Source organism: Pseudomonas sp. H1_G08, assembly GCF_054681355.1.
Map to the genome: position 1 here is coordinate 4,375,304 of NZ_CP162822.1, position 24,524 is coordinate 4,399,827.

28 protein-coding genes are annotated in these 24,524 nt (G+C 61.2%); 18 read left to right on the top strand and 10 right to left on the bottom strand.

The features are described 5' to 3' along the window. The first annotated feature begins 36 nt into the window (after positions 1–36). The 3 genes from pyrR to AB4N85_RS19895 are packed head-to-tail and all read left to right on the top strand — an operon-like array spanning position 37 to position 2,843. Positions 37–543: a bifunctional pyr operon transcriptional regulator/uracil phosphoribosyltransferase PyrR gene (gene pyrR, locus AB4N85_RS19885; RefSeq protein WP_016772737.1), complete on the top strand. Its 507-nt coding sequence runs from the start codon at positions 37–39 to the stop codon at positions 541–543. A gap of 27 nt (positions 544–570) precedes the next feature. Then, complete coding sequence (locus AB4N85_RS19890; RefSeq protein WP_016772736.1) at positions 571–1,575, top strand: aspartate carbamoyltransferase catalytic subunit; 1,005 nt, start codon at positions 571–573, stop codon at positions 1,573–1,575. Then, entirely contained in the window at positions 1,572–2,843 is a 1,272-nt protein-coding gene (locus tag AB4N85_RS19895; RefSeq protein WP_024014656.1) for a dihydroorotase, read from the top strand. Before AB4N85_RS19890 ends, AB4N85_RS19895 begins: the two co-directional genes overlap by 4 nt. Before the next feature lie 95 nt (positions 2,844–2,938). Here AB4N85_RS19895 and AB4N85_RS19900 read toward each other — a convergent pair whose 3' ends face one another. Next, entirely contained in the window at positions 2,939–3,373 is a 435-nt protein-coding gene (locus AB4N85_RS19900; protein ID WP_016772734.1) for an NINE protein, read from the bottom strand. A 248-nt stretch (positions 3,374–3,621) separates the two neighbouring features. Here AB4N85_RS19900 and AB4N85_RS19905 point away from each other — a divergent pair, with 248 nt between their 5' ends. Beyond that, positions 3,622–4,239: a C40 family peptidase gene (locus AB4N85_RS19905; protein WP_460065578.1), complete on the top strand. Its 618-nt coding sequence runs from the start codon at positions 3,622–3,624 to the stop codon at positions 4,237–4,239. A 150-nt stretch (positions 4,240–4,389) separates the two neighbouring features. Here AB4N85_RS19905 and AB4N85_RS19910 read toward each other — a convergent pair whose 3' ends face one another. After that, positions 4,390–5,424 carry a type IV pilus twitching motility protein PilT gene (locus AB4N85_RS19910; RefSeq protein ID WP_016772732.1) on the bottom strand — a complete coding sequence of 345 codons (1,035 nt, stop codon included), beginning with the start codon at positions 5,422–5,424 and terminating at the stop codon, positions 4,390–4,392. A gap of 56 nt (positions 5,425–5,480) precedes the next feature. On the opposite strand from AB4N85_RS19910, the gene AB4N85_RS19915 reads away from it, so the two are divergent. The 10 genes from AB4N85_RS19915 to AB4N85_RS19960 all read left to right on the top strand — a co-directional run bounded on the left by AB4N85_RS19915 (position 5,481) and on the right by AB4N85_RS19960 (position 12,874). Further along, complete coding sequence (locus AB4N85_RS19915) at positions 5,481–6,167, top strand: YggS family pyridoxal phosphate-dependent enzyme (protein WP_071172225.1); 687 nt, start codon at positions 5,481–5,483, stop codon at positions 6,165–6,167. Between the two features lie 23 nt (positions 6,168–6,190). After that, positions 6,191–7,009 (top strand): pyrroline-5-carboxylate reductase, encoded by an 819-nt coding sequence (gene proC / locus AB4N85_RS19920; protein ID WP_150743565.1) that lies wholly within the window; start codon positions 6,191–6,193, stop codon positions 7,007–7,009. Between the two features lie 11 nt (positions 7,010–7,020). After that, on the top strand, positions 7,021–7,611 hold the full coding sequence (locus tag AB4N85_RS19925; RefSeq protein WP_039757546.1) for a YggT family protein: 591 nt from the start codon (positions 7,021–7,023) through the stop codon (positions 7,609–7,611). A gap of 205 nt (positions 7,612–7,816) precedes the next feature. Then, complete coding sequence (gene metX, locus AB4N85_RS19930; protein ID WP_024014658.1) at positions 7,817–8,956, top strand: homoserine O-succinyltransferase MetX; 1,140 nt, start codon at positions 7,817–7,819, stop codon at positions 8,954–8,956. A 7-nt stretch (positions 8,957–8,963) separates the two neighbouring features. Further along, a complete protein-coding gene (gene metW / locus AB4N85_RS19935) occupies positions 8,964–9,584 on the top strand; it encodes a methionine biosynthesis protein MetW (RefSeq protein WP_056786380.1) in 621 nt (206 codons plus the stop codon). A gap of 26 nt (positions 9,585–9,610) precedes the next feature. After that, positions 9,611–10,045, top strand: a complete 435-nt coding sequence (locus tag AB4N85_RS19940) for a DUF4426 domain-containing protein (RefSeq protein ID WP_110644428.1) — start codon at positions 9,611–9,613, stop codon at positions 10,043–10,045. Next, entirely contained in the window at positions 10,042–10,638 is a 597-nt protein-coding gene (rdgB, locus tag AB4N85_RS19945; RefSeq protein WP_110644429.1) for an RdgB/HAM1 family non-canonical purine NTP pyrophosphatase, read from the top strand. Before AB4N85_RS19940 ends, rdgB begins: the two co-directional genes overlap by 4 nt. Beyond that, complete coding sequence (hemW, locus tag AB4N85_RS19950; protein ID WP_460065586.1) at positions 10,635–11,840, top strand: radical SAM family heme chaperone HemW; 1,206 nt, start codon at positions 10,635–10,637, stop codon at positions 11,838–11,840. Before rdgB ends, hemW begins: the two co-directional genes overlap by 4 nt. 22 nt (positions 11,841–11,862) lie before the next feature. After that, positions 11,863–12,186, top strand: a complete 324-nt coding sequence (locus AB4N85_RS19955; protein ID WP_008083808.1) for a DUF3392 domain-containing protein — start codon at positions 11,863–11,865, stop codon at positions 12,184–12,186. A gap of 139 nt (positions 12,187–12,325) precedes the next feature. Then, entirely contained in the window at positions 12,326–12,874 is a 549-nt protein-coding gene (locus AB4N85_RS19960; RefSeq protein ID WP_073471033.1) for an RNA 2'-phosphotransferase, read from the top strand. 129 nt (positions 12,875–13,003) lie between these two features. Here AB4N85_RS19960 and trmB read toward each other — a convergent pair whose 3' ends face one another. The 4 genes from trmB to AB4N85_RS19980 form a co-directional block, all read right to left on the bottom strand. Further along, positions 13,004–13,729, bottom strand: a complete 726-nt coding sequence (gene trmB / locus AB4N85_RS19965; protein WP_024014663.1) for a tRNA (guanosine(46)-N7)-methyltransferase TrmB — start codon at positions 13,727–13,729, stop codon at positions 13,004–13,006. Between the two features lie 9 nt (positions 13,730–13,738). Further along, positions 13,739–14,533 carry a thiazole synthase gene (locus tag AB4N85_RS19970; RefSeq protein WP_041476820.1) on the bottom strand — a complete coding sequence of 265 codons (795 nt, stop codon included), beginning with the start codon at positions 14,531–14,533 and terminating at the stop codon, positions 13,739–13,741. 60 nt (positions 14,534–14,593) lie between these two features. Further along, positions 14,594–14,794, bottom strand: coding sequence for a sulfur carrier protein ThiS (thiS, locus tag AB4N85_RS19975; RefSeq protein ID WP_038861193.1), 201 nt, complete (start codon positions 14,792–14,794; stop codon positions 14,594–14,596). 71 nt (positions 14,795–14,865) lie between these two features. Then, positions 14,866–15,246, bottom strand: a complete 381-nt coding sequence (locus AB4N85_RS19980) for a DUF423 domain-containing protein (RefSeq protein WP_056786365.1) — start codon at positions 15,244–15,246, stop codon at positions 14,866–14,868. Between the two features lie 74 nt (positions 15,247–15,320). On the opposite strand from AB4N85_RS19980, the gene mtgA reads away from it, so the two are divergent. Next, complete coding sequence (gene mtgA / locus AB4N85_RS19985) at positions 15,321–16,043, top strand: monofunctional biosynthetic peptidoglycan transglycosylase (RefSeq protein WP_095181330.1); 723 nt, start codon at positions 15,321–15,323, stop codon at positions 16,041–16,043. A gap of 178 nt (positions 16,044–16,221) precedes the next feature. Here the strand turns inward: mtgA and rpoH are convergent, their stop codons facing one another. From rpoH to ftsY, 4 genes are all read right to left on the bottom strand, one after another. Then, positions 16,222–17,076, bottom strand: a complete 855-nt coding sequence (gene rpoH / locus AB4N85_RS19990; RefSeq protein ID WP_016772717.1) for an RNA polymerase sigma factor RpoH — start codon at positions 17,074–17,076, stop codon at positions 16,222–16,224. Between the two features lie 115 nt (positions 17,077–17,191). After that, on the bottom strand, positions 17,192–18,217 hold the full coding sequence (gene ftsX / locus AB4N85_RS19995; protein WP_016772716.1) for a permease-like cell division protein FtsX: 1,026 nt from the start codon (positions 18,215–18,217) through the stop codon (positions 17,192–17,194). Next, the gene (gene ftsE, locus AB4N85_RS20000; protein WP_016772715.1) at positions 18,214–18,885 is read right to left on the bottom strand and encodes a cell division ATP-binding protein FtsE; all 672 of its coding nucleotides are present in this window, start codon (positions 18,883–18,885) and stop codon (positions 18,214–18,216) included. Before ftsE ends, ftsX begins: the two co-directional genes overlap by 4 nt. Further along, a complete protein-coding gene (ftsY, locus tag AB4N85_RS20005; protein ID WP_041476823.1) occupies positions 18,882–20,369 on the bottom strand; it encodes a signal recognition particle-docking protein FtsY in 1,488 nt (495 codons plus the stop codon). Before ftsY ends, ftsE begins: the two co-directional genes overlap by 4 nt. Before the next feature lie 608 nt (positions 20,370–20,977). On the opposite strand from ftsY, the gene AB4N85_RS20010 reads away from it, so the two are divergent. The 3 genes from AB4N85_RS20010 to rsmD are packed head-to-tail and all read left to right on the top strand — an operon-like array spanning position 20,978 to position 24,418. Continuing rightward, positions 20,978–22,333, top strand: a complete 1,356-nt coding sequence (locus AB4N85_RS20010) for a M16 family metallopeptidase (protein ID WP_041476824.1) — start codon at positions 20,978–20,980, stop codon at positions 22,331–22,333. Further along, entirely contained in the window at positions 22,326–23,816 is a 1,491-nt protein-coding gene (locus tag AB4N85_RS20015) for a M16 family metallopeptidase (RefSeq protein ID WP_252868423.1), read from the top strand. Before AB4N85_RS20010 ends, AB4N85_RS20015 begins: the two co-directional genes overlap by 8 nt. After that, positions 23,816–24,418: a 16S rRNA (guanine(966)-N(2))-methyltransferase RsmD gene (rsmD, locus tag AB4N85_RS20020; protein ID WP_041476826.1), complete on the top strand. Its 603-nt coding sequence runs from the start codon at positions 23,816–23,818 to the stop codon at positions 24,416–24,418. The genes AB4N85_RS20015 and rsmD overlap by 1 nt, the downstream gene beginning before the upstream one ends. Positions 24,419–24,524: the final 106 nt, after the last annotated feature.

Here is a 24,524-nt window from a genome sequence, read left to right on the forward strand (position 1 = left end):
CGGCAGGACGCAGCGCGGATTCACGAAGGAGCAACCATGAGCCTGCCCAATCCCGCCGATCTGATCAGCCAGATGGCGACCCGCCTCAAGGCGCACCTTGCCCAGCGTGACATCAGCGAACCGCGTTACATCGGCATCCGCACCGGCGGCATCTGGGTCGCGCAGGCGCTGCTCAAGGAACTGAACAGCGATGCGCCACTGGGCACGCTGGATGTGTCCTTCTATCGCGATGACTTCAGCCAGAACGGCCTGCACCCGCAAGTGCGCCCGTCCGCCCTGCCCTTCGAGATCGAAGGCCAGCATCTGGTGCTGATCGACGACGTGCTGATGAGCGGTCGGACTATCCGCGCCGCCATGAATGAATTGTTCGATTACGGCCGCCCGGCCAGCGTCACCCTGGTCTGCCTGCTGGACCTGGACGCCGGCGAGTTGCCGATCCGCCCGAACGTGGTCGGCGCCACCCTGACCCTGGCCGGCAACCAGCGGGTCAAGTTGTCCGGCCCCGAACCGCTGACGCTCGAACTGCAAGACGTCACCCTTTAATCCGCCCTATTGAGAGTCCCCCTCGCGATGACGCCTCTAGATACCAAGCGCCCGCTGCAGCTCAATGATCAGGGCCAGCTGCGCCACTTCCTCTCGCTCGACGGCCTGCGCCGCGAGTTGCTGACGGAAATCCTCGACACTGCCGACTCGTTCCTTGAAGTGGGTGCCCGGGCGGTGAAGAAAGTCCCGTTGCTGCGCGGCAAGACCGTTTGCAACGTATTCTTCGAAAACTCCACGCGCACCCGCACCACGTTTGAACTGGCGGCCCAACGGTTGTCGGCAGACGTGATCACCCTGAACGTGTCGACATCGTCGGCGAGCAAGGGCGAAACGCTGCTCGATACCCTGCGCAACCTTGAGGCGATGGCCGCCGACATGTTCGTCGTCCGCCACGGCGACTCGGGCGCGGCGCACTTCATCGCCGAGCATGTCTGCCCGCAGGTGGCGATCATCAACGGCGGCGACGGCCGGCATGCGCACCCGACCCAGGGCATGCTCGACATGCTCACCATCCGTCGGCACAAGGGCGGTTTCGAAAACCTCTCGGTGGCGATCGTCGGCGACATCCTGCATTCGCGGGTGGCGCGCTCGAACATGCTCGCGCTGAAAACCCTTGGCTGCCCGGACATCCGCGTGATCGCGCCGAAAACCCTGCTGCCGATCGGCATCGAGCAATACGGCGTCAAGGTCTACACCGACATGGCTGAAGGCCTGAAAGACGTCGACGTGGTAATCATGCTGCGTCTGCAACGTGAGCGCATGACCGGCGGCCTGCTGCCCAGCGAAGGCGAGTTCTACCGCCTGTTCGGCCTGACCACCGCACGTCTGGCCGGAGCCAAACCCGATTGCATCGTCATGCACCCGGGGCCGATCAACCGTGGTGTGGAGATCGAGTCGGCGGTGGCCGACGGCCCGCACTCGGTGATCCTCAATCAAGTGACCTACGGCATCGCGATTCGTATGGCCGTGCTGTCCATGGCCATGAGCGGGCAGACTGCGCAACGTCAATTCGAGCAGGAGAACGCCCAGTGAAGCTCAGCATTCTCGGCGCACGCGTCATCGATCCCAGCAGCGGCCTGGATCAAATCACCGACATCCACGTTGAAGCTTGCAAGATCGTCGCCCTCGGCGCCGCACCGGCCGGGTTCAGCGCAGTAGAAACCATCGATGCCCAAGGTCTGGTCGCCGCACCTGGCCTGGTCGACCTCAACGTCGCCCTGCGCGAGCCGGGTTACAGCCGCAAAGGCTCGATCGTCAGCGAAACCCGCGCCGCCGCTGCCGGTGGCGTGACCAGCCTGTGCTGCCCACCGAAGACCAGACCGGTGCTCGACACATCCGCCGTGGCCGAATTGATCCTCGACCGCGCCCGCGAAGCCGGCAACACCAAGGTGTTCCCGATCGGCGCACTGAGCAAAGGTCTGGACGGTGAGCAATTGGCCGAACTGGTGGCCCTGCGCGACGCCGGTTGCGTGGCGTTCGGCAACGGTCTGGAAAGCTTTCGCAACAGCCGCACCCTGTGCCGGGCGCTGGAATACGCGGCGACTTTCGACCTGACGGTGATCTTCAACTCGCAGGATCACGATCTGGCCGAGGGCGGTCTCGCCCACGAAGGCGCGGTCGCCAGCTTCCTTGGCCTGCCGGGCATCCCGGAAACCGCCGAAACCGTGGCGCTCGCTCGCGATCTGCTGCTGGTCGAGCAGACCGGCGTGCGTGCGCATTTCAGCCAGTTGACCAGTGCGCGCGGTGTGGCGCTGATTGCCCAGGCGCAGGCCCGTGGCTTGAAGGTAACGGCGGATGTTGCGTTGTATCAGCTGATCCTGACTGACGAAGCGCTGATCGACTTCAACAGCCTCTATCACGTGCAACCGCCGCTGCGCACCCGCGCCGATCGCGATGGCCTGCGTGAGGCAGTGAAGTCCGGGGTGGTTTCGGCGATCTCCAGCCATCACCAGCCCCACGAGCGCGACGCCAAACTGGCACCGTTCGGCGCCACCGAGCCGGGCATCAGCAGTGTTGAGTTGCTGCTGCCGCTGGCGATGACGCTGGTTGAGGATGGTTTGCTCGACTTGCCGACGCTGCTGGCACGTCTCAGCGCAGGACCGGCCGAAGCCCTGCGCCTGCCGGCGGGCAAACTGGCGGTAGGCGGTGCGGCGGATATCGTGCTGTTCGATCCGAAGTCATCGACGGTGGCCGGTGAACAATGGCTGTCGAAGGGCGAGAACTGCCCGTTCATCGGGCACAGTCTGCCGGGCGTGGTGCGCTATACGCTGGTGGATGGGCGGATTACTCACCAGGCCTGAAAAGCAAAAGATCGCAGCCTGCGGCAGCTCCTACTTTGGAATGCATTTCCCTGTAGGAGCTGCCGCAGGCTGCGATCTTTTGATCTGGCAAAAACTTACTGAAAGGCGCCGCGATTCTGCGCGTTGCGCACCGACACCTGATCGTTCAGCGTCCAGAAGTCATACAGCACGCCAATAAAGAACAACCCGCCGGTCAGCAGATACAGCAAGCCGCTGATCCATTTGCCCTGATACATCCGGTGCACGCCGAACACACCGAGGAAGGTCAGCAGAATCCACGCGACGTTGTACTCGATCGGCCCGGCGGCAAAGCGCAGGTCCGCTTCGCGATCCATCGCCGGGATCAGAAACAGGTCGATCAGCCAGCCAATCCCCAGCAAACCGAAGGTGAAGAACCAGATCGTCCCGGTCACCGGTTTGCCGTAATAAAAGCGGTGCGCGCCAGTGAATCCGAAAATCCACAGCAGGTACCCGATGACTTTGCTGTGAGTGTCTTTTTCTTTCACGCGGGGTAGCTGATAGCTGTTCATTAAGACCTCATTGCACTCGATAGATAAATATTCTTCATTTCTTTGTGACTTTTTTACAGGTGGCCGACGTATGGCAAATGTTACCGTTGCTAGCGCGAAACCCTTGTAGAACCTGACTTCTGTCGGACAATTGCGTACTTTTTGAGCGTTTTTGGTTCCGTAGCCGGCGGAATGAATCGATGAACGGCCTCGGAACGGCAAAAAAAGCTGTTATAAAGTTGCGCGCTATCACTTATGAGCCACGCCTAATGCGACCATTTTTCAAGACATGGCTGACTATTTGCCTATTAATGCCACTGGCCGCCCACGCCACCAATCGTGAGCAACGTCTTCCCAACGTCAACGGCTTCACCCCAAAATCCCATGCTTCGGCTCCCTCGAGCAAAAGCGGCAAGAGCAAGACCACCACGCTGAGCAGCAAGAGCCGCAGCAAGCTGGTGCCACCGATGGCGAGCAAGGAAAGCAGCAATGTGCTGAGCCGTGCGGTAAACGTCCTCGGTACACCTTATCGTTGGGGCGGCAGCAGCCCAAGTAAAGGCTTCGATTGCAGCGGTCTGGTGAAATACGCGTTCAACGACGCTACGTTCGACCTGCCACGCACCTCCAACGCCATGGCCAGCGGTCACGGCGAGAAAGTCGAGCGCAAGGATCTGAAGCCGGGCGATCTGATTTTCTTCAACATCAAGAGCCGTCGGGTCAACCACGTTGCCATCTACCTGGGCAATGACCGCTTCATCCACGCCCCGCGCCGTGGCAAAGCGGTGAGCATCGACACGCTGAACAAGCCGTACTGGGAAAAGCATTACGTCGTCGCCAAGCGCGTGTTGCCGAAAGAACAACAGCAACTGCGCGTAGTCCAGCGCTGAGCTGTTTGATCTCCTGAATCAGCTTCAGCAGTACCAGCCTTTTCGCGAGCAGGCTCGCTCCCACAGAAGAATGCATTCCAGCTGAAGGAATGCGGTTTGATGTGGGAGCGAGCCTGCTCGCGAAGGGGCCGGCAGCCGCACCAGCGACCCTCAGAAATTATCAGGCGTACGCGCCTTCTCCCGCGCATGCTCGCGGCTGATCAGGCCCTTGGTCACCAGATCCTTCAGGCACATATCGAGTGTCTGCATCCCCAACGACCCACCGGTCTGAATCGCCGAATACATCTGCGCCACCTTGTCCTCGCGGATCAGGTTACGAATCGCCGATGTCCCGAGCATGATTTCATGCGCCGCCACCCGCCCGCCGCCGATCTTCTTGATCAAAGTCTGCGACACCACCGCCAGCAACGACTCCGACAGCATCGAACGGACCATCGACTTCTCGTCGCCGGGGAACACGTCGACCACGCGGTCGATGGTCTTCGCCGCCGAGGTCGTGTGCAGGGTGCCGAACACCAGATGCCCGGTCTCGGCGGCGGTCAGCGCCAGGCGAATGGTTTCCAGATCACGCATTTCGCCGACCAGAATCACGTCCGGGTCTTCACGCAAGGCCGAACGCAGTGCGGTGGCGAAGCTGCGCGTATCGCGATGGACTTCGCGCTGATTGATCAGGCATTTGCGCGATTCATGGACGAACTCGATGGGGTCCTCAATGGTGAGGATGTGGTGATGGCGATGGGTGTTGAGGTAATCGATCATCGCCGCCAGCGTGGTCGATTTGCCGGAGCCGGTCGGCCCGGTGACCAGCACCAGCCCGCGCGGCGCATCGGTGATCTTGCGGAAAACATCGCCCATGGCGAGGTCTTCCATGCTCAGCACTTTCGACGGAATAGTGCGGAACACGGCGCCAGCGCCACGGTTCTGGTTGAATGCGTTGACCCGAAAGCGCGCCACGCCGGGTACATCGAAGGAAAAATCCGTTTCCAGATTTTTCTCGAATTCGATGCGCTGGGTGTCGTTCATGATGTCGTAGATCAGATCGTGCACTTGCTTGTGATCCAGCGCCGGCAGATTGATCCGTCGCACGTCGCCATCGACACGGATCATCGGCGGCAGGCCGGCCGACAGGTGCAGGTCGGAAGCGCCCTGTTTGGCGCTGAAGGCCAGCAGTTCAGTGATATCCATAGCGTCCCTCAATTCCAGTAGAATGCCGCGAACCTACAGACCGCCGGCGCCTCTTGATGTCCACGATAGCAGACAACATTCTTCAGGTTAGTTCGCGCATCCAGGCAGCGGCGAAAGCTGCGCACCGCGACGAAAACAGCATCCATTTGCTCGCCGTGAGCAAGACCAAACCCGCCCAGGCTCTGCGTGAAGCCTATGCCGCCGGGCTGCGCGACTTCGGCGAGAACTACTTGCAGGAAGCCTTGGGCAAACAGCTGGAGCTGGCCGACCTGCCCTTGATCTGGCACTTCATAGGCCCCATTCAATCGAACAAGACTCGCGCGATTGCCGAGCATTTCGACTGGGTGCACTCCGTGGATCGTCTGAAAATTGCCCAACGCCTGTCCGAGCAGCGCCCGGCCGAACTGCCGCCCCTGAACATCTGCATTCAGGTCAATGTCAGCGGCGAGGCGAGCAAATCCGGTTGCACCCCGGCCGATCTGCCGGCGCTGGCCGAGGCCATCAGCGCCCTGCCCCGGCTGAAATTGCGCGGACTGATGGCGATTCCCGAGCCGACCGAAGAGCGCGCTGAACAGGACGCTGCCTTCGCCGCCGTGCAGACATTGCAGGCGAGCCTCGCTCTGCCGCTCGACACACTGTCCATGGGCATGAGCCACGACCTCGAGTCGGCCATTGCCCAAGGCGCCACCTGGGTGCGGATCGGTACCGCGCTGTTTGGCGCCAGAGATTACTCCCAGTCTTGAACGTTTCCAGATAAGGACCACACATGAGCAACACACGTATTGCGTTTATCGGTGCGGGCAACATGGCGGCCAGTCTGATTGGCGGCTTGCGCGCCAAAGGTCTGGAAGCGGCGCAGATCCGCGCCAGCGATCCGGGCGAAGACACCCGTGCCAAGGTCAGCGCCGAACACGGCATCGAAACCTTCGCTGACAACGCCCAGGCCATCGACGGCGTCGATGTCATCGTGCTGGCGGTCAAGCCACAGGCGATGAAAGCCGTGTGCGAGGCGATTCGCCCAAGCCTGAAACCGAATCAACTGGTGGTGTCGATCGCCGCCGGCATTACCTGCGCAAGCATGACCGCGTGGCTCGGCGAACAGCCGATCGTGCGCTGCATGCCGAACACCCCGGCGCTGCTGCGTCAGGGTGTCAGCGGTTTGTACGCGACCAGCGAAGTAACCGCCGAGCAGCGTCAGCAAGCCGAAGAGCTGCTGTCCGCCGTCGGCATCGCCCTGTGGCTGGAAGAAGAACAGCAACTGGACGCGGTCACCGCAGTGTCCGGCTCCGGCCCGGCGTACTTCTTCCTGCTGATCGAAGCCATGACCGCCGCCGGCGTCAAACTTGGCCTGCCACAAGAGATCGCTGAGCAACTGACCGTGCAGACTGCTCTGGGCGCCGCGCACATGGCGGTGTCCAGCGATGTCGACGCCGCCGAATTGCGTCGCCGCGTGACCTCGCCAAACGGCACCACGGAAGCAGCGATCAAATCATTCCAGGCTGGCGGCTTCGAAGCGCTGGTTGAAACCGCACTCGGCGCCGCCGCGCACCGCTCGGCCGAAATGGCCGAACAACTGGGCAAATAAAGGAGCCTTACATGATCGGATTGAACACCGCAGCGGTTTACGTGCTGCAAACCCTCGGCAGCCTGTACCTGCTGATCGTGCTGCTGCGCTTCGTCCTGCAACTGGTGCGGGCGAACTTCTATAACCCGCTGTGCCAGTTCGTGGTCAAGGCCACCCAGCCGCTGCTCAAGCCTTTGCGCCGGATCATCCCGAGCCTGTTCGGCCTCGACATGTCGTCGCTGGTGCTGGCGATTCTGGTGCAACTGCTGCTGATGGCGCTGACCCTGCTGCTGACCTACGGCACCACCGGAAACCCGCTGCAACTGTTGATCTGGTCGCTGATCGGCGTCACTGCGCTGTTCCTGAAGATCTTCTTCTTCGCTCTGATCATCAGCGTGATTCTGTCGTGGGTCGCACCGGGCAGCCACAATCCGGGCGCTGAGCTGGTCAACCAGATCTGCGAACCGGCGCTGGCACCGTTCCGCCGCTTCCTGCCGAACCTCGGCGGTCTGGACCTGTCGCCGATCTTCGCCTTCCTTGCGCTGAAATTGATCGACATGCTGGTGATCAACAATCTGGCGGCGATGACCATGATGCCGGAGATTTTGCGTTTGCTGATGTAAGCCAGTGCGTTCGGTCTGACTGACCGAGTCGCCTTTTTCGCGAGCAGGCTCGCTCCCACATTGGAATGCATTTCAACTGTGGGAGCGAGCTTGCTCGCGAATGGCTGCACCTCGGTCCGAAGCGAAAACGCCGGACCTGATCGTTGCTTGCCGCTAACCCCCCCGGTCTTTAGACTTACGCCTCATTTCAACGAGAGCAGGGTCGATGCCAACTGCCTTTCCCGCCGATTCTGTTGGTCTGGTAACGCCGCAAACCGCGCATTTCAGCGAACCGCTGACGCTGGCCTGTGGCCGTTCGCTGGCCGCTTATGACCTGATTTATGAAACCTACGGCACGCTGAACGCCCAGGCGAGCAACGCCGTGCTGATCTGCCACGCGCTGTCCGGTCATCATCACGCCGCTGGTTATCACAGCGTCGACGACCGCAAGCCCGGTTGGTGGGACAGCTGCATCGGCCCCGGCAAGCCGATCGACACCAACAAGTTCTTTGTGGTCAGCCTGAACAACCTCGGCGGCTGCAACGGCTCCACCGGCCCGAGCAGTATCAACCCGGAGACCGGCAAGCCGTTCGGCGCCGACTTCCCGGTGCTCACCGTGGAAGACTGGGTGCACAGCCAGGCGCGTCTGGCTGACCTGCTCGGCATCGGCCAGTGGGCAGCGGTGATCGGCGGCAGCCTCGGCGGCATGCAGGCCCTGCAATGGACCATCACCTACCCGGATCGCGTGCGGCACTGCCTGGCGATCGCCTCGGCACCAAAACTGTCGGCGCAGAACATCGCCTTCAACGAAGTCGCGCGTCAGGCGATCCTCACCGATCCGGAATTCCACGGCGGCTCGTTCCAGGAAGCCGGCGTGATCCCCAAGCGCGGGCTGATGCTCGCGCGCATGGTCGGCCACATTACCTATCTGTCCGATGATTCCATGGGTGAGAAATTCGGCCGTGGCCTGAAGAGTGAAAAGCTCAACTACGACTTCCACAGTGTCGAGTTCCAGGTCGAAAGCTATCTGCGTTATCAGGGCGAAGAGTTCTCCGGGCGCTTCGACGCCAATACCTATCTGCTGATGACCAAGGCGCTGGACTACTTCGATCCGGCGGCGAACTTCGACGATGATCTGGCGAAAACCTTCGAAAACGCCACAGCCAAGTTCTGCGTGATGTCGTTCACCACCGACTGGCGCTTTTCTCCTGCGCGTTCGCGGGAACTGGTGGATGCGCTGATGGCCGCGCGCAAGGACGTCAGCTATCTGGAAATTGACGCACCGCAAGGCCACGACGCCTTCCTGATTCCGATCCCGCGTTACTTGCAGGCGTTCGGCAATTACATGAACCGCATTTCGTTGTGAGAAAGCCATGAGAGCTGATCTGGAAATCATCCAGGAATGGATCCCCGCCGGCAGCCGCGTCCTCGACCTGGGTTGCGGTGACGGCGAGCTGCTGACCTGGCTGCGCGACAACAAGAACGTCACCGGTTATGGCCTGGAAAACGACGCCGACAACATCGCCGAGTGCGTGGCCAAGGGCATCAACGTCATCGAGCAGGATCTGGACAAAGGCCTGGGCAATTTTGCCAGCAACAGTTTCGACATCGTCGTCATGACCCAGGCCCTGCAAGCGGTGCATTACCCGGACAAGATCCTCGACGAAATGCTCCGGGTCGGTCGCCAGTGCATCATTACCTTCCCCAACTTCGGCCACTGGCGCTGCCGCTGGTATCTGGCGAGCAAGGGCCGCATGCCGGTCTCGGAATTCCTGCCTTACACCTGGTACAACACGCCGAACATTCACTTCTGCACCTTCGAGGACTTCGAAGAGTTGTGCCGCGAACGTGACGCCAAGGTCATTGATCGGCTTGCCGTGGATCAACAGCACCGCCACGGGTGGGCCAGTAAGCTATGGCCTAATCTGTTAGGTGAAATCGGTATCTACCGCGTCAGCAGTCCGCAGTTGGCGGACGCCCGAGTCGCGGTCTGAGCCAGGGCATTTGAAGGAGCACGAACATGAGCCGTCTAGCGTTGCTGTTATTCACCGCCTGCCTGAGCGCCAGCACCATGGCGGCGGACGTCATCAAAGGTGAGCGCAAGGAAACCTTCGGCGACATCACGGTGCACTACAACACCTTCAACTCGACGTTCCTGCAACCGGACATCGCCAAGGCTGCCGAGCTGATCCGCAGCAAGAACCAAGGCGTGATCAACGTCTCGGTGGTCAAGGACGGCAAACCGGTGATCGCCAGCGTCACCGGCACGATCAAGGACCTGACCAGCAACAGCGTGCCGCTGAACTTTCGCCAGGTCACCGAACAGGGCGCGATCTACTACATCGCCCAGTACCCGGTGCCGCAGCAGGAAACCCGCACCTTTGAAATCAAGGTGCAGAACGGCGACAAGATCAACACCATCAACTTCAACCAAGAACTCTTTCCCGGCGAATGATGAACATCAAGCAGCTCGTACTGGCCAGCCATAACGCCGGCAAACTCAAAGAACTTCAGGCCATGCTCGGCGACTCGGTGCAACTGCGCTCGATTGGCGAATGGAGCAAGGTCGAGCCGGAAGAAACCGGCCTGTCGTTCGTCGAGAACGCGATTCTCAAGGCGCGCAACGCCGCGCGCATTTCCGGGCTGCCGGCACTGGCCGATGATTCCGGGCTGGCGGTGGATTTCCTTGGCGGTGCGCCGGGTATCTACTCGGCGCGTTACGCCGACGGCCAGGGCGATGCGGCAAACAACGCCAAACTGCTCGATGCGCTGAAGGACGTGCCGCAAGCCGAGCGCGGCGCGCAGTTCGTCTGCGTATTGGCACTGGTGCGCCACGCCGATGATCCGCTGCCGATTCTCTGCGAAGGCCTGTGGCACGGGCGCATCCTCACCGCTGCCAGCGGCGAGCACGGCTTCGGTTATGACCCACTGTTCTGGGTGCCGGAGCGCGGCTGCTCCAGCGCCGAACTGAGCCCGGCCGACAAGAACCAGATCAGCCACCGCGCCCGTGCAATGGATCTGCTGCGCCAGCGTCTGGGCTTGAAATGACCACTGATTCTTCCGCGTCGTCGCTGATTATCGGCGGCGCCGCGTCCTCGCCTCGGGCGCCGCTGCCAACTCTGCCGCCCCTGGCGCTGTACATCCACATCCCGTGGTGTGTGCGCAAATGCCCGTATTGCGATTTCAACTCGCACACCGCCAGCCCGGTGCTGCCGGAGCAGGAATACGTCGACGCGCTGCTGGCCGATCTCGATCAGGATCTGCATGCGGTGTATGGCCGTGAGCTGACTTCGATTTTCTTCGGTGGCGGGACGCCCAGCCTGTTCAGCGCCGAAGCCCTCGGGCGTTTGTTGAAGGGTGTCGAGCAGCGCATCCCGTTCGCCGCCGACATCGAAATCACCCTGGAAGCCAACCCGGGCACCTTCGAGCAGGAGAAGTTTGTCGCCTATCGCAAGCTGGGGATCAATCGGCTATCGATCGGTATCCAGAGCTTTCAGCAGGAGAAGCTTGAGGCCCTTGGCCGCATCCACAACGGTGACGAAGCCGTGCGTGCGGCGGGCATGGCGCGGCAGGCCGGGTTCGATAACTTCAACCTGGACTTGATGCACGGTTTGCCCGATCAGTCGCTGGACGATGCCTTGAGCGATCTGCGTCAGGCCATCGCGCTGAAGCCGACGCACATTTCCTGGTATCAGCTGACGCTGGAGCCGAACACGGTGTTCTGGAACCAGCCGCCAGCGCTGCCGGAAGACGACACGCTGTGGGACATTCAGGAAGCCGGCCAGGCGCTGCTGGCCGAGCACGGTTACGCGCAGTACGAAGTGTCGGCGTATGCCCAGGCCGGTCGCCCTGCGCGGCATAACCTCAATTACTGGAGCTTCGGCGACTTCATCGGCATCGGCGCCGGCGCCCATGGCAAGCTGAGTCACCCGGACGGGCGCATCGTGCGCACATGGAAAACCCGCCTGCCGAAGGACTATCTGAATCCCGCGAAGAGCTTTCAGGCTGGCGAGAAATCGCTGAGCAATGACGAGATGCCGTTCGAGTTCCTGATGAACGCCCTGCGCCTGACTGCCGGGGTCGAATCGCGCCTGTATCCGGAACGCACCGGCCTGTCGCTGGACACCCTCGCCGAAGGCCGGCGCGAAGCCGAACAAAGCGGCCTGTTGCAGGTCGAACCGTCACGCCTGGCGGCGACCGAACGCGGCCAGCTGTTTCTCAACGATTTGCTGCAACAATTTCTGAACTGACTTCAGCTCAAAGGGAAAACGCATGGATTTGATACTCGACCTGCTGGCCACCGTCTCCCGCTGGAGCCGCAGCAATCTCTCGGAAATCGCCCTGGCGCTGGTCGGTTGCCTGCTGGTGCTGTTCGGCGCTGACTTCAAAGGCTGGGTCGAACAACGCCTGGGCAGCATCGCCGGCGCCCTGCGCGTGCCCCTGATGGCCCTGCTCTGCCTGATCGGCAGCGGCGCCGCGCTGATCTACGCCACGCCGTGGGTGATCAAAGGCCTGAGCCAGTTCAACAACTACAGCCTGGCGCCGGTGCTGCTGGTGGTACTGGTGTTGATCGGTGTGGTTGCTGATCGCCGCTGACCCCGCAAACACCCCAAAACAAAATGTGGGAGCGAGCCTGCTCGCGAAGGCGTCTTGACATCCAACATCATCGTTGATCGTCAGACCGCTTTCGCGAGCAGGCTCGCTCCCACAGTTGATCGCAATGAAAGGGAAGTTCATGAGTAAAAAACTACTGGATGAGACGAGCAAATTTCTTAGCTTCGTGTTGCGTCACGAGCCTCAGGCGATTGGTCTTACGCTGGATTCGGATGGCTGGGCAAATATCGACGCACTGATCAGCGGCGCGGCGCGTGATGGCAGGCATTTAAGTCGTGAGCTGATTGAAAACGTCGTGACCAGCAGTGACAAGAAGCGTTTTACGATTTCCGCTGATGGCCACTGTATACGCGCTGTTCAAGGCCACTCGACGAAAAGCGTTGATCTGCAATTCGAGCAGAAACAGCCACCGCAAACGCTCTACCACGGAACAGCGACGCGTTTTCTCGACTCGATCCACGAACAAGGCTTGATTCCAGGACAACGCCATCAGGTGCATCTGTCCGACGAGATCGCCACCGCGTCGGCCGTGGGTCAACGCTACGGAACGCCAGTCGTTCTGAAGGTTGCCGCGAAGCAGATGGAAGAACAGGGCTTCAAGTTCTATCAGGCCGAAAATGGCGTCTGGTTGACAGAGCAGGTGCCCGCTCGATTTCTTGCCCCCCTGTAATCTCCTCATACACAAAACAATTGTGGGAGCGAGCCTGCTCGCGAAGGCGTCTTGACATCCAACATCATCGTTGAACGTCAGACCGCTTTCGCGAGCAGGCTCGCTCCCACAGTTTTTTTTGCGTGATGCTTAAGCGATCTTTTCGAACTTCAGATCCCACACGCCATGGCCAAGGCGTTCGCCACGGCGTTCGAACTTGGTGATCGGGCGTTCGGCCGGGCGTGGGACGCATTTGCCGTCTTCGGCAAGGTTGCGGTACCCCGGGGCGACGTTCATCACTTCCAGCATGTACTCGGCGTAAGGCTCCCAGTCGGTGGCCATGTGCAGAATGCCGCCAACCTTCAACTTGCTGCGCACCAGTTCAGCGAACGAGGCCTGGACGATGCGGCGCTTGTGGTGGCGGCTCTTGTGCCACGGATCCGGGAAAAACAGCATCAGGCGATCGAGGCTGTTGTCGGCGATGCAGCGATTGAGCACTTCGATCGCGTCACAATCGTAGACCCGCAGGTTGGTCAGCCCTTGGGTCAGCACGCCATTGAGCAGCGCGCCGACACCCGGACGGTGCACTTCAACACCGATGAAATCCTGCTCTGGAGCGGCCGCGGCCATTTCCAGCAGCGAGTGGCCCATGCCGAAACCGATTTCCAGCGAGCGCGGCGCCGAGCGGCCGAACACCTGGTCGTAATCGACCGGCGCATCGGCCAGCGGCAGCACATACAGCGGCGCGCCCTGATCCAGGCCGCGTTGCTGGCCTTCGGTCATGCGCCCGGCGCGCATCACGAAACTCTTGATGCGGCGGTGTTGGCGCTCGTCGCCTTCGTCCGGCTGGACAGGCGTGTCGTTCGATTCAGTCATCAATGGCTCTTACTTGATCAGACCATCCAGCGGCGAAGAGGCGCTGGCATAAAGTTTTTTCGGCATGCGGCCGGCGAGGTACGCCAGGCGACCGGCGACGATGGCGTGCTGCATGGCTTGCGCCATCATGACCGGTTGCTGGGCGTGGGCGATGGCCGAGTTCATCAGTACGGCGTCGCAACCCAGTTCCATGGCGATGGTCGCGTCGGAAGCGGTACCGACACCAGCATCCACCAGCACCGGGATCCTGGCTTCTTCGAGGATGATCTGCAGGTTGTACGGATTGCAGATGCCCAGACCGGAGCCGATCAGACCGGCCAGCGGCATCACGGCGATGCAGCCGATTTCCGCCAGTTGCCGGGCGATGATCGGGTCATCGCTGGTGTAGACCATCACGTCGAAGCCTTCCTTGACCAGGGTTTCGGCGGCCTTGAGGGTTTCGATCACGTTGGGGAACAGGGTCTTCTGGTCGGCCAGCACTTCCAGCTTCACCAGATTGTGGCCGTCGAGCAGTTCACGCGCCAGGCGGCAGGTGCGCACGGCTTCGATGGCGTCGTAGCAACCGGCAGTGTTCGGCAGGAAGGTGTAGCGATCCGGCGACAACACTTCAAGCAGGTTCGGCTCGCCTTCGATCTGGCCCAGGTTGGTGCGGCGTACGGCGAAGGTGACGATCTCGGCACCCGAGGCTTCGATGGCCTGGCGGGTTTCTTCCATGTCACGGTACTTGCCGGTACCGACCAGCAAACGCGACTGGTAAGTACGACCGGCCAGCACAAAAGGCTTGTCGCTACGAACGATGCTCATGGGGAATCCTCTTTAAGGGTGAGGGTCTTGCAGAATTCTGTGCCCTTGCGGGCCGGGCGATCAGCCGCCGCCGATGGCGTGGACCACTTCGACGTTGTCGCCGTCGTTCAACGTAGTGTCGGCATGCTGGCTGCGCGGGACGATGTCCAGATTGAGCTCGACCGCCACCCGACGTCCGGCCAGATCCAGACGGGTGATCAGGCCCGCAACGGTTTCACCGTCGGGCAGTTCAAAGGACTCACCGTTCAACTGAATGCGCATGCACAACGCCGCCATCATTTTTAGGGGCTGGCATTCTAGCCCGATCATGACCTAAAGGTCAGTACCAAGCGTCAAGCGGTTAGCTGCAAGCGCCAGGCGGCGAGGCCGAGGCAAACCCAACCGATGAGAAACGCGAGGCCACCAAAAGGGGTAATGATGCCGAGCTTGCTGATGCCGGTGGTGGTCAGCAGATACAGGCTGCCGGAGAACAACACAATGCCGACGGTGAAGGACACGCCGGCCCAAGTGACCAGCCGCCCTGGAATCTGCGTGGCCAGCAGCGCAACGCCGAACAATGCGAGCGTGTGCACCAGTTGGTAGGTGACGCCAGTGTGGAAGATCGTCAGGTATTCCGGCGTCAGACGGTTTTTCAGGCCGTGGGCGGCAAACGCGCCCAGCGCAACACCGGTGAATCCGAAAAAAGCAGCCAGCATCAAAAAGCCACGCAGCATGGGGAACTCCAGTCAGACGCCATCGGCAGGGTCTGTATAATGGCCCGCTCCACGGGTTCGGCCAAGCCATCTCTATGCTGCGTTCAATTTTCCGTCGTCTCACGAAGGCTCTGCTCTGGTTCGCCGGCGGCAGTGTCTTGCTGGTGCTGGTGTTTCGCTTCGTGCCACCGCCGGGCACGGCGCTGATGGTCGAGCGCAAGGTCGAATCCTGGGTCGACGGCGAGCCGATTGACCTGCAGCGCACCTGGAAACCGTGGAACGAGATCTCCGATGACCTGAAAGTGGCGGTAATTGCTGGCGAAGACCAGAAATTCCCCGAGCACTGGGGCTTCGATCTGCGCGCGATTCAGGCTGCTCTGGCCCACAACGAACTGGGCGGTTCGATTCGCGGTGCCAGCACCTTGAGCCAACAGGTGTCGAAAAACCTCTTTCTGTGGTCGGGCCGCAGTTATCTGCGCAAAGGCCTGGAAGCGTGGTTTACCGCGCTGATCGAGGTGTTCTGGCCCAAGCAGCGAATTCTCGAGGTGTACCTGAACAGCGTCGAGTGGGATGACGGCGTATTTGGCGCTGAAGCGGCGGCCCGCCATCACTTTGGTGTGAGCGCAAAGTCATTGTCGCGTCAGCAGGCGAGTTATCTGGCTGCCGTACTGCCCAATCCACGGGTGTGGAGCGCGAGTCATCCGACCGGTTATGTATCGCGCCGGGCTGGGTGGATTCGGCAGCAGATGAGTCAGTTGGGCGGAGACAGTTACTTGCTCGGGCTGAACGATTCGCGGCGGGCGCCTTGGGCTGAATAACACCGAAATTCCAATGTGGGAGCGAGCCTGCTCGCGAAAGCGGTGTGTCAGCTTGCATTGATGGCACTGATAAACCGCTTTCGCGAGCGGGCTCGCTCCCACAGGGATTTGTGTTGAAACAGAATGAAAACGCCCCGATCATCGCTGATCGGGGCGTTTTTTATTGCTGATCTACCGGTTACGCGGCGATCGACAACTTGAGCTTGTTCATCGCGCTCTTTTCGAGCTGACGGATTCGCTCGGCCGACACGTTGTACTTCTGCGCCAGGTCGTGCAGCGTGGCTTTCTCTTCCGCCAGCCAGCGCTGGTAGAGGATGTCACGGCTGCGCTCGTCCAGCACTTCCAGTGCTTCGTGCAGGTTGGTGTTGGAGTTGTCGCTCCAGTCGGCATCTTCCAGTTGACGCGCCGGGTCGTACCGGTGGTCTTCCAAGTAGTTGGCCGGAGACTGGAAAGCACTGTCGTCGTCGGCTTCGGCAGCCGGGTCGAAGGCCATATCATGGCCGGTCAGGCGACTTTCCATCTCGCGCACTTCACGTGGTTCGACGCCGAGGCTTTCCGCCACACGGTGGACTTCCTCGTTATTCAGCCACGCCAGACGCTTCTTCTGGCTGCGCAGGTTGAAGAACAGCTTGCGCTGGGCCTTGGTGGTCGCGACTTTCACAATGCGCCAGTTGCGCAGGATGAACTCGTGAATTTCCGCCTTGATCCAGTGCACGGCGAACGACACCAGACGCACACCCATTTCCGGATTGAAACGCTTGACGGCCTTCATCAGGCCAACGTTACCTTCCTGGATCAGGTCAGCCTGAGCCAGACCGTAGCCGGAATAGCTACGGGCAATGTGTACGACAAAACGCAGGTGGGCGAGCACCATCTGCCGAGCCGCCCCCAAATCCTGCTCATAGTAGAGACTCTCGGCCAGTTCACGCTCCTGCTCCGGCGTCAGCAATGGAATGCTGTTGACGGTGTGCACGTAGGCTTCCAGGTTCGCACCCGGAACCAACGCATACGCAGGTTGCAAAGAATTGGTCATACGAAAAAACCTCCCACTCACATACTCGTGCCTCTCGGCACTGCGAAAAATTGACCGGGAACTCAGGTACAAGTTCCCATAAAAACCGCAAGGTCAATCACGCGCAAAAAAGATTCTACTTCGGCGCCAGCTCCCTGAGATGACGTGCGACTGCAATCCATGCACCGATATAACCCAACAGCACCGCGCCAAGCAAGAGCGACAGACCGTCGGCCACTGGCACACCGGCCAGGGCGAAATCACTGCCGTACAAGCCGGCCAGTCCGACCACCGCATCGTTCAGCCAGTTCAGGCCGAACGCCAATACGCCCCAGGACAACAGCCCTGCACCGAAGCCATACAACGCGCCCATATAAAGGAAAGGGCGGCGCACATAACTGTCAGTGCCGCCGACGAGTTTAATCACTTCTATCTCGGTGCGGCGGTTTTCAATATGAAGACGAATGGTATTGCCTATCACCAAAAGTAATGCAGACACCAAAAGCACCGTCAGACCGAAGACAAAGCGGTCGCCAAGCTTGAGGATGGCGGCCAGACGCTCGACCCAGACTAGATCAAGTTGCGCCTGTTGTACCTTCGGCAGCTCGGAAAGTTTTTGTCTTAATGCTTCGAGTGTCGGCTTGTCGACTTCGTTCGGTGTCACCAGCACCACACCCGGCAAAGGGTTGTCAGGCAGCTCACGCAGGGCTTCGCCCAGGCCGGATTGCTGCTGGAACTCTTCCAGCGCCTGATCGCGGCCGACATATTCGGCATCAGCGACGCCCGGCATGCCTTTGATCTGCTCACGCAGCGCTTCGCCTTGTTCCGGGCTGGCGTCGAGTTGCAGGTACAGGGAAATCTGCGCCGCGCGCTGCCAGGAACCGCCGAGACGTTCGACGTTATTGAGCAACAGCGAAAGCCCCATCGGCAGACTCAACGCCACGGCCATCACCATGCAGGTGAAGAAGCTGCCGATCGGCTGTTTGCCGAGACGGCGCAGGCTGTCGAGCAGGCTGGCGCGATGGCTTTCGATCCAGGCGCGAAACAGCGTGGCGAAGTCCGGGCCGTCGTCATCGTCGTGCTTTTTCTTTTTCTGCGGTTGCGGATCGGCGGCCTTCGGGGCCACGCGCTCGGAAACCTTAGGACTGCGTGTCGCACTCATACCCCGGCCTCCCCGTCGCCGATGAGGCGGCCGCGTTGCAGGGTCAGCATGCGATGACGCATGCGCGCGATCAGTGCCAGGTCGTGACTGGCGATCAGTACGCTGGTGCCCAAACGGTTGATGTCTTCGAACACGCCCATGATTTCGGCGGCCAGACGCGGGTCGAGGTTACCGGTCGGTTCGTCCGCCAGCAGCAAGGCCGGGCGGTGGACGATGGCGCGGGCAATGCCGACGCGCTGTTGCTGACCGGTGGACAGGTCGCCCGGGTACAGATCGGATTTATCCGACAGCGCCACGCGTTCCAGCGCCGAATCGACGCGCTTGGCGATCTCGACCTTGGACAGGCCGAGGATCTGCAGCGGCAAGGCGACGTTGTTGAACACCGTGCGATCGAACAGCAACTGGTGATTCTGGAACACCACGCCGATCTGTCGGCGCAGGAATGGAATCTGCGCGTTGCTGATGGTGCTCAGGTCTTGCCCGGCGAGCAGCAATTTGCCGCTGGTCGGCCGTTCCATTGCCAGCAACAGGCGCAACAGCGTGGATTTACCGGCACCGGAGTGGCCGGTGACAAACAAGAACTCGCCACGACGGACTCGAAAGCTCAGCTCATGCAAGCCGACGTGACCGTTCGGGTAGCGTTTACCGACCTGTTCGAAACGAATCATGAACGCTCCCGCTCGGCAAACAGTGCCTGGACAAAGGGTTCGGCTTCAAAGGTACGCAAGTCGTCGATGCCCTCACCGACGCCGATGTAGCGGATCGGCAGACCAAATTGCTTGGCCAGGGCGAAAATCACCCCGCCCTTGGCGGTACCGTCGAGCTTGGTCAGCGCCAGACCGGTCAGTTCGACGGTCTGGTTGAATTGCTTGGCCTGGTTGATCGCGTTCTGGCCAGTGCCGGCGTCGAGCACCAACAGCACTTCATGCGGCGCGTCGGCATCGAGCTTGCCGATCACCCGGCGAACCTTTTTCAGCTCTTCCATCAGGTTGTCTTTGGTGTGCAGGCGACCGGCGGTATCAGCGATCAGCACGTCGATGCCACGGGCCTTGGCCGCTTGCACGGCGTCGAAGATCACCGAAGCGGAATCGGCGCCGGTGTGCTGAGCGATCACCGGAATCTTGTTGCGCTCGCCCCAGACCTGCAATTGCTCCACGGCCGCTGCACGGAAGGTGTCGCCGGCCGCCAGCATGACCTTCTTACCCTCCAATTGCAGCTTCTTCGCCAGCTTGCCGATGGTGGTGGTTTTGCCGGCGCCGTTGACGCCGACCACCAGAATCACGAAAGGCTTGTTCTGCGAGGCGATTTTCAGCGGTTGCTCGACGGGCTTGAGCATTGCGGCCAATTCGGCCTGCAAGGATTTGTACAGGGCGTCGGCGTCTGCCAGTTCCTTGCGTGCGACCTTCTGGGTCAGGCGCTGAATGATCTGCGTGGTGGCTTCAACACCCACGTCGGCGGTGAGCAGACGGGTTTCGAGGTCGTCGAGCAGATCGTCGTCGATGGTTTTGCGCCCGAGGAACAGGCTGGCCATGCCCTCGCCGATGCTGGCGCTGGTCTTCGACAGGCCTTGCTTGAGGCGGGCGAAGAAACCGGCTTTGGTTTCTTCGGTGCGCGGGGTTTCGACTGGCGCTTCTACAGGGACTTCGACCGGCACGACCGGAGCGACCGGAGCGACAACCGGCGCAGCGGCAATCGGTGCAGGCTCCGACGGCGGGACAACCGGGGCGGCGGGTTCAGAAATGACCGGCGCAGGCTCGACAACCGGTTCAGGCACAGGCTGCGCAGGCACCTCGGCAACCGGCGCAGGAATCACTGGCGTCACATGTGGCGCCGCTTCTTCAACCAGCGCGACCGGCTCTTCTGCCACCGGCAAGGTCAGCCACGGCTCGGCGGCGGGCGTCAGCGGCAGTTCGGGAGCGGCGGGCGCTTCCGGCTCGGCTTCAGCCTCCGGTTGCAGCACCGGCTCGGCGATCGGCAGCACAATCGGCGCCGGCTCTTCTTCTATTACAGGAGCTGGCGCGGGGGCCGGTTCAGGAATCGCGGGCGGCTGTTCGACGACGGGTTCCTGCGGTTTTTTCCGCAGCCATCCGAACAGGCTTTTCTTCTCGCCAGCCGCAGCTGGGCTCTTCTTGTCGTCGTTGGAACCAAACATGGAGGACGGCTATCTCACGGTAGCGACGCGCCAACAGGGCGCCCCGGCAAATAAATATTCGATGCAGAACAGACTGTGTTTCACCCAGCTTGTTCACGCGCAACATTTTGTCGAGGCACCGAAGGCACCTCAAGGATCGTATTAACGTTGATCTAAACCGGCAAAGATCGGCGAAAACGCGGAGTTTAGTGGGGAAAACACAGCTTTTCGCCGCAAACCTATACAGCCTTATCAAACCCTGAAGCCTGATAGGCGTGGCCGCCAGTAAAACGGATCAGTATCCTAGGGCGTGTCATTGATCATTACCAGTACCGCGTGGCCGCCTGAAAACGGGCCAGACAAGGCGCAGGCCGCAGGGAATGTGCTTTCCTTGCCAAGGACTGCAACGCAGTATGGCCCGTTTTCAGGCGCCACCCGGAGGGCCGGGCCTGATAGTGTGCAGGGCTGCGTTGCTCGGAGTTTATTTGGAACAACCAAACCACACTCCTCGCGCCTTGCCCTGCACACTATCAGGCGCCGGCGCGGTACTGGTAATGATCAATGACACGCCCTACCTCTCGCCCGCCGACGCTAAGACCAAGCGGGCAGCCCAACAGGTTGAAAAACGAATGAATGCTCTAGCCCGCCGCGCTGCTGGCCTGCTGCTCAGCGCAGTCTGCCTGCCCCTTTCGGCCCTGGCGGCCGACCCGCAACCGACCCATGAATTCACCCTCGACAACGGCCTCAAGGTCGTCGTGCGCGAAGACCATCGTGCGCCGGTGGTCGTTTCGCAGATCTGGTACAAGGTCGGCTCCAGCTACGAGACTCCGGGCCAGACCGGTCTGTCCCACGCGCTCGAGCACATGATGTTCAAGGGCAGCGAAAAAGTCGGTCCCGGCGAAGCTTCGCTGATCCTGCGCGACCTCGGCGCCGAAGAGAACGCGTTCACCAGCGACGACTTCACTGCTTATTACCAGGTGCTGGCCCGTGACCGCCTCGGCGTGGCGTTTGAGCTGGAAGCAGACCGCATGGCCAATCTGCGCCTGCCGGCCGACGAGTTCGCCAAGGAAATCGAAGTCATCAAGGAAGAGCGCCGCCTGCGCACCGATGACAAGCCGATGTCCAAGGCCTACGAGCGCTACAAGGCCATGGCCTACCCGGCCAGCGGTTATCACACGCCGACCATCGGCTGGATGGCTGACCTCGACCGTATGAAAGTCGAGGAACTGCGCCACTGGTACCAATCCTGGTACGCGCCGAACAACGCTACGCTGGTGGTGGTCGGTGACGTCACTCCGGACGAAGTGAAAACCCTCGCCCAGCGCTACTTCGGCCCGGTCGCCAAACGCGACGTGCCACCGGCGAAAAAACCGCTGGAACTGGCCGAGCCCGGCGAACGCCAGATCACCCTGCGCGTGCAAACCCAACTGCCGAGCCTGATGCTTGGCTTCAACGTGCCGAGCATTGCTACCGCTGAAGACAAACGCTCGGTCAACGCCCTGCGCCTGATCTCCGCGCTGCTCGATGGCGGCTACAGCGGGCGCATCCCGACGCAGCTGGAACGTGGCGAAGAGCTGGTCTCCGGCGGCTCGTCGGACTATGACGCCTACACCCGTGGTGACAGCCTGTTCACCCTGTCGGCCACGCCAAATACGCAGAAGAAAAAGACCATTGCCCAGGCCGAAGCCGGCTTGTGGAAACTGCTTGAGCAACTGAAAACCACCGCGCCGTCTGCCGAAGAGCTGGAACGCGTCCGCGCTCAAGTCATCGCCGGCCTGGTCTACGAGCGTGACTCGATCACCAGCCAGGCCACCGCGATCGGTCAACTGGAAACGGTCGGTCTGTCGTGGAAGCTGATGGACACCGAACTGGCCGATCTGGAAAGCGTGACCCCGCAAGACATCCAGAACGCCGCGAAAAAGTATTTCACCCGCGAACGTCTCAGCGTCGCCCACGTCCTGCCTTTGGAGACGACTCATGAGTGAGCGCAAAACCCCACGCCTGATGCTGCTTGGCCTGATTGCTGTCGCGGTGATCGGCTCGGCGGCCGTGTATCTGTCGCCCGGCGCTGACAGCCACGCCAGCGAAGCCCTGGATAACGCCAAAACCAGCCAGAAACTGCAATCGCTGGCCGAACTCGATGGCAAGGCCCCGGCCAGCCGCAAGCTCGATGTACAGACCTGGAACACCGCTGACGGCGCCAAAGTGCTGTTCGTCGAAGCGCATGAGCTGCCGATGTTCGATATGCGCCTGATCTTCGCCGCTGGCAGCAGCCAGGACGGCAACGCGCCCGGCCTCGCGGTGCTGACCAACGCCATGCTCAATGAAGGTATCGCCGGCAAAGACGTCGGCGCTATCGCCCAGGGTTTTGAAGGCCTTGGGTCCGACTTCGGCAACGGTGCGTTCAAGGACATGGCGCTGGCCTCGTTGCGCAGCCTGAGCGCACCCGAGCAGCGTGAACCGGCGTTGAAGCTGTTCGCCGATGTGGTCGGCAAACCGACCTTCCCCGCCGATTCCTTCGCGCGCATCAAGAACCAACTGCTCGCCGGTTTCGAATATCAGAAACAGAACCCCGGCAAACTCGCCAGCCTGGAGCTGATGAAGCGTCTGTATGGCGATCACCCGTACGCGCATTCCAGCGATGGCAATGCCCAAAGCGTGCCGAAGATCACCGTCGCGCAATTGCGCGAGTTCCATGCCAAGGCCTACGCCGCCGGCAATGCGGTGATTGCGCTGGTTGGTGATTTGTCGCGAGCCGAAGCCGAGGCGATTGCCAATCAGGTTTCCTCGGCCCTGCCGAAAGGTCCGGCGCTGGCGAAGATCGCTGCGCCGCAGGAGCCGAAGGCCAGTGTCAACCACATCGAGTTTCCTTCGAAACAGACCAACCTGATGCTCGCGCAACTGGGCATCGATCGCGATGATCCGGATTACGCCGCGCTGTCGCTGGGCAACCAGATCCTCGGCGGCGGTGGTTTCGGTACGCGCCTGATGAGCGAAGTGCGCGAGAAGCGCGGCCTGACCTACGGCGTGTATTCGGCGTTCAGCCCGATGCAGGCCCGTGGCCCGTTCATGATCAACCTGCAGACCCGCGCCGAGATGAGCGAAGGCACCCTGAAACTGGTGCAGAACGTGCTCGCCGACTACCTGAAAACCGGGCCGACACAGAAAGAACTCGACGATGCCAAGCGCGAACTGGCCGGCAGCTTCCCGCTGTCCACCGCGAGCAACGCCGACATCGTTGGCCAGCTCGGCGCGATGGGCTTCTATAATCTGCCACTGAGCTATCTCGACGATTTCATGCGGCAGTCGCAGAGCCTGACTGTGGAGCAGGTCCGCGATGCGCTGAACAAACACCTGAGCACGGAGAAAATGGTCATCGTCACCGCTGGCCCGACCGTGCCGCAAAAGCCGTTACCGGCCCCATCTGATAAACCTGCCGAGCAACCGCTCGGGGTTCCGGAGCATTAATGGCCACTCGAGCACCGAAAAAACCCGTGCAAAACGTGCACAACGGCGTCAATCAGCTGCGCATCATTGGCGGCCAGTGGCGCAGCCGCAAGCTGAGCTTCCCCGACGCACCGGGCCTGCGCCCGACCCCGGATCGCGTGCGTGAAACCCTGTTCAACTGGCTCGCGCCCTATGTCGAAGGGGCGAAAGTGCTCGACCCGTTCGCCGGCAGCGGCGCGCTGTTTCTCGAAGCGCTGTCCCGAGGCGCGGCCACGGCCCAGGCGCTGGACGCCAGCAACGTTGCGGTTTCCAGTCTGAAGGAACACCTCGGCACCTTGCGTTGCAGCAACGGCCAAGTACAAACCGCCGACGCGCTGCGCTACCTGGAAACCCAGGCCGCGACGCCGTTCGATCTGGTGTTCCTCGACCCGCCGTTCAACCAGAACCTGTTACCAGCGGTTTGTACTTTGCTGGAAGAGCGCCAATGGCTGGCGGCCGATTCGTGGATCTACACGGAAAGCGAAACAGCGCCATCGACGCTGGGCCTGCCGGGCAACTGGCGCCTGCACCGCGAACAGAAATCCGGTCGTGTGTATTACGCGTTGTGGCAGCGCAGCGCCTGAACCATCCGCACTGCGCTGTAGCGTGCGGTAGATAGTTACCGCACCCAGTGCCTCGCAGTCCGCCACAGTGGTTACCGCAATCTGCGTTAACCACTGAGGATTTCGC

Coding starts and splice junctions, on each gene's coding strand:
- pyrR (WP_016772737.1), top strand. CDS start 37: ATGAGCCTGCCCAATCCCGCCGATCTGATCAGCCAGATGGCGACCCGC.
- AB4N85_RS19890 (WP_016772736.1), top strand. CDS start 571: ATGACGCCTCTAGATACCAAGCGCCCGCTGCAGCTCAATGATCAGGGC.
- AB4N85_RS19900 (WP_016772734.1), bottom strand. CDS start 3,373: ATGAACAGCTATCAGCTACCCCGCGTGAAAGAAAAAGACACTCACAGC.
- AB4N85_RS19905 (WP_460065578.1), top strand. CDS start 3,622: ATGCGACCATTTTTCAAGACATGGCTGACTATTTGCCTATTAATGCCA.
- AB4N85_RS19910 (WP_016772732.1), bottom strand. CDS start 5,424: ATGGATATCACTGAACTGCTGGCCTTCAGCGCCAAACAGGGCGCTTCC.
- AB4N85_RS19915 (WP_071172225.1), top strand. CDS start 5,481: ATGTCCACGATAGCAGACAACATTCTTCAGGTTAGTTCGCGCATCCAG.
- proC (WP_150743565.1), top strand. CDS start 6,191: ATGAGCAACACACGTATTGCGTTTATCGGTGCGGGCAACATGGCGGCC.
- AB4N85_RS19925 (WP_039757546.1), top strand. CDS start 7,021: ATGATCGGATTGAACACCGCAGCGGTTTACGTGCTGCAAACCCTCGGC.
- metX (WP_024014658.1), top strand. CDS start 7,817: ATGCCAACTGCCTTTCCCGCCGATTCTGTTGGTCTGGTAACGCCGCAA.
- metW (WP_056786380.1), top strand. CDS start 8,964: ATGAGAGCTGATCTGGAAATCATCCAGGAATGGATCCCCGCCGGCAGC.
- AB4N85_RS19940 (WP_110644428.1), top strand. CDS start 9,611: ATGAGCCGTCTAGCGTTGCTGTTATTCACCGCCTGCCTGAGCGCCAGC.
- rdgB (WP_110644429.1), top strand. CDS start 10,042: ATGATGAACATCAAGCAGCTCGTACTGGCCAGCCATAACGCCGGCAAA.
- hemW (WP_460065586.1), top strand. CDS start 10,635: ATGACCACTGATTCTTCCGCGTCGTCGCTGATTATCGGCGGCGCCGCG.
- AB4N85_RS19955 (WP_008083808.1), top strand. CDS start 11,863: ATGGATTTGATACTCGACCTGCTGGCCACCGTCTCCCGCTGGAGCCGC.
- AB4N85_RS19960 (WP_073471033.1), top strand. CDS start 12,326: ATGAGTAAAAAACTACTGGATGAGACGAGCAAATTTCTTAGCTTCGTG.
- trmB (WP_024014663.1), bottom strand. CDS start 13,729: ATGACTGAATCGAACGACACGCCTGTCCAGCCGGACGAAGGCGACGAG.
- AB4N85_RS19970 (WP_041476820.1), bottom strand. CDS start 14,533: ATGAGCATCGTTCGTAGCGACAAGCCTTTTGTGCTGGCCGGTCGTACT.
- thiS (WP_038861193.1), bottom strand. CDS start 14,794: ATGCGCATTCAGTTGAACGGTGAGTCCTTTGAACTGCCCGACGGTGAA.
- AB4N85_RS19980 (WP_056786365.1), bottom strand. CDS start 15,246: ATGCTGCGTGGCTTTTTGATGCTGGCTGCTTTTTTCGGATTCACCGGT.
- mtgA (WP_095181330.1), top strand. CDS start 15,321: ATGCTGCGTTCAATTTTCCGTCGTCTCACGAAGGCTCTGCTCTGGTTC.
- rpoH (WP_016772717.1), bottom strand. CDS start 17,076: ATGACCAATTCTTTGCAACCTGCGTATGCGTTGGTTCCGGGTGCGAAC.
- ftsX (WP_016772716.1), bottom strand. CDS start 18,217: ATGAGTGCGACACGCAGTCCTAAGGTTTCCGAGCGCGTGGCCCCGAAG.
- ftsE (WP_016772715.1), bottom strand. CDS start 18,885: ATGATTCGTTTCGAACAGGTCGGTAAACGCTACCCGAACGGTCACGTC.
- ftsY (WP_041476823.1), bottom strand. CDS start 20,369: ATGTTTGGTTCCAACGACGACAAGAAGAGCCCAGCTGCGGCTGGCGAG.
- AB4N85_RS20010 (WP_041476824.1), top strand. CDS start 20,978: ATGAATGCTCTAGCCCGCCGCGCTGCTGGCCTGCTGCTCAGCGCAGTC.
- AB4N85_RS20015 (WP_252868423.1), top strand. CDS start 22,326: ATGAGTGAGCGCAAAACCCCACGCCTGATGCTGCTTGGCCTGATTGCT.
- rsmD (WP_041476826.1), top strand. CDS start 23,816: ATGGCCACTCGAGCACCGAAAAAACCCGTGCAAAACGTGCACAACGGC.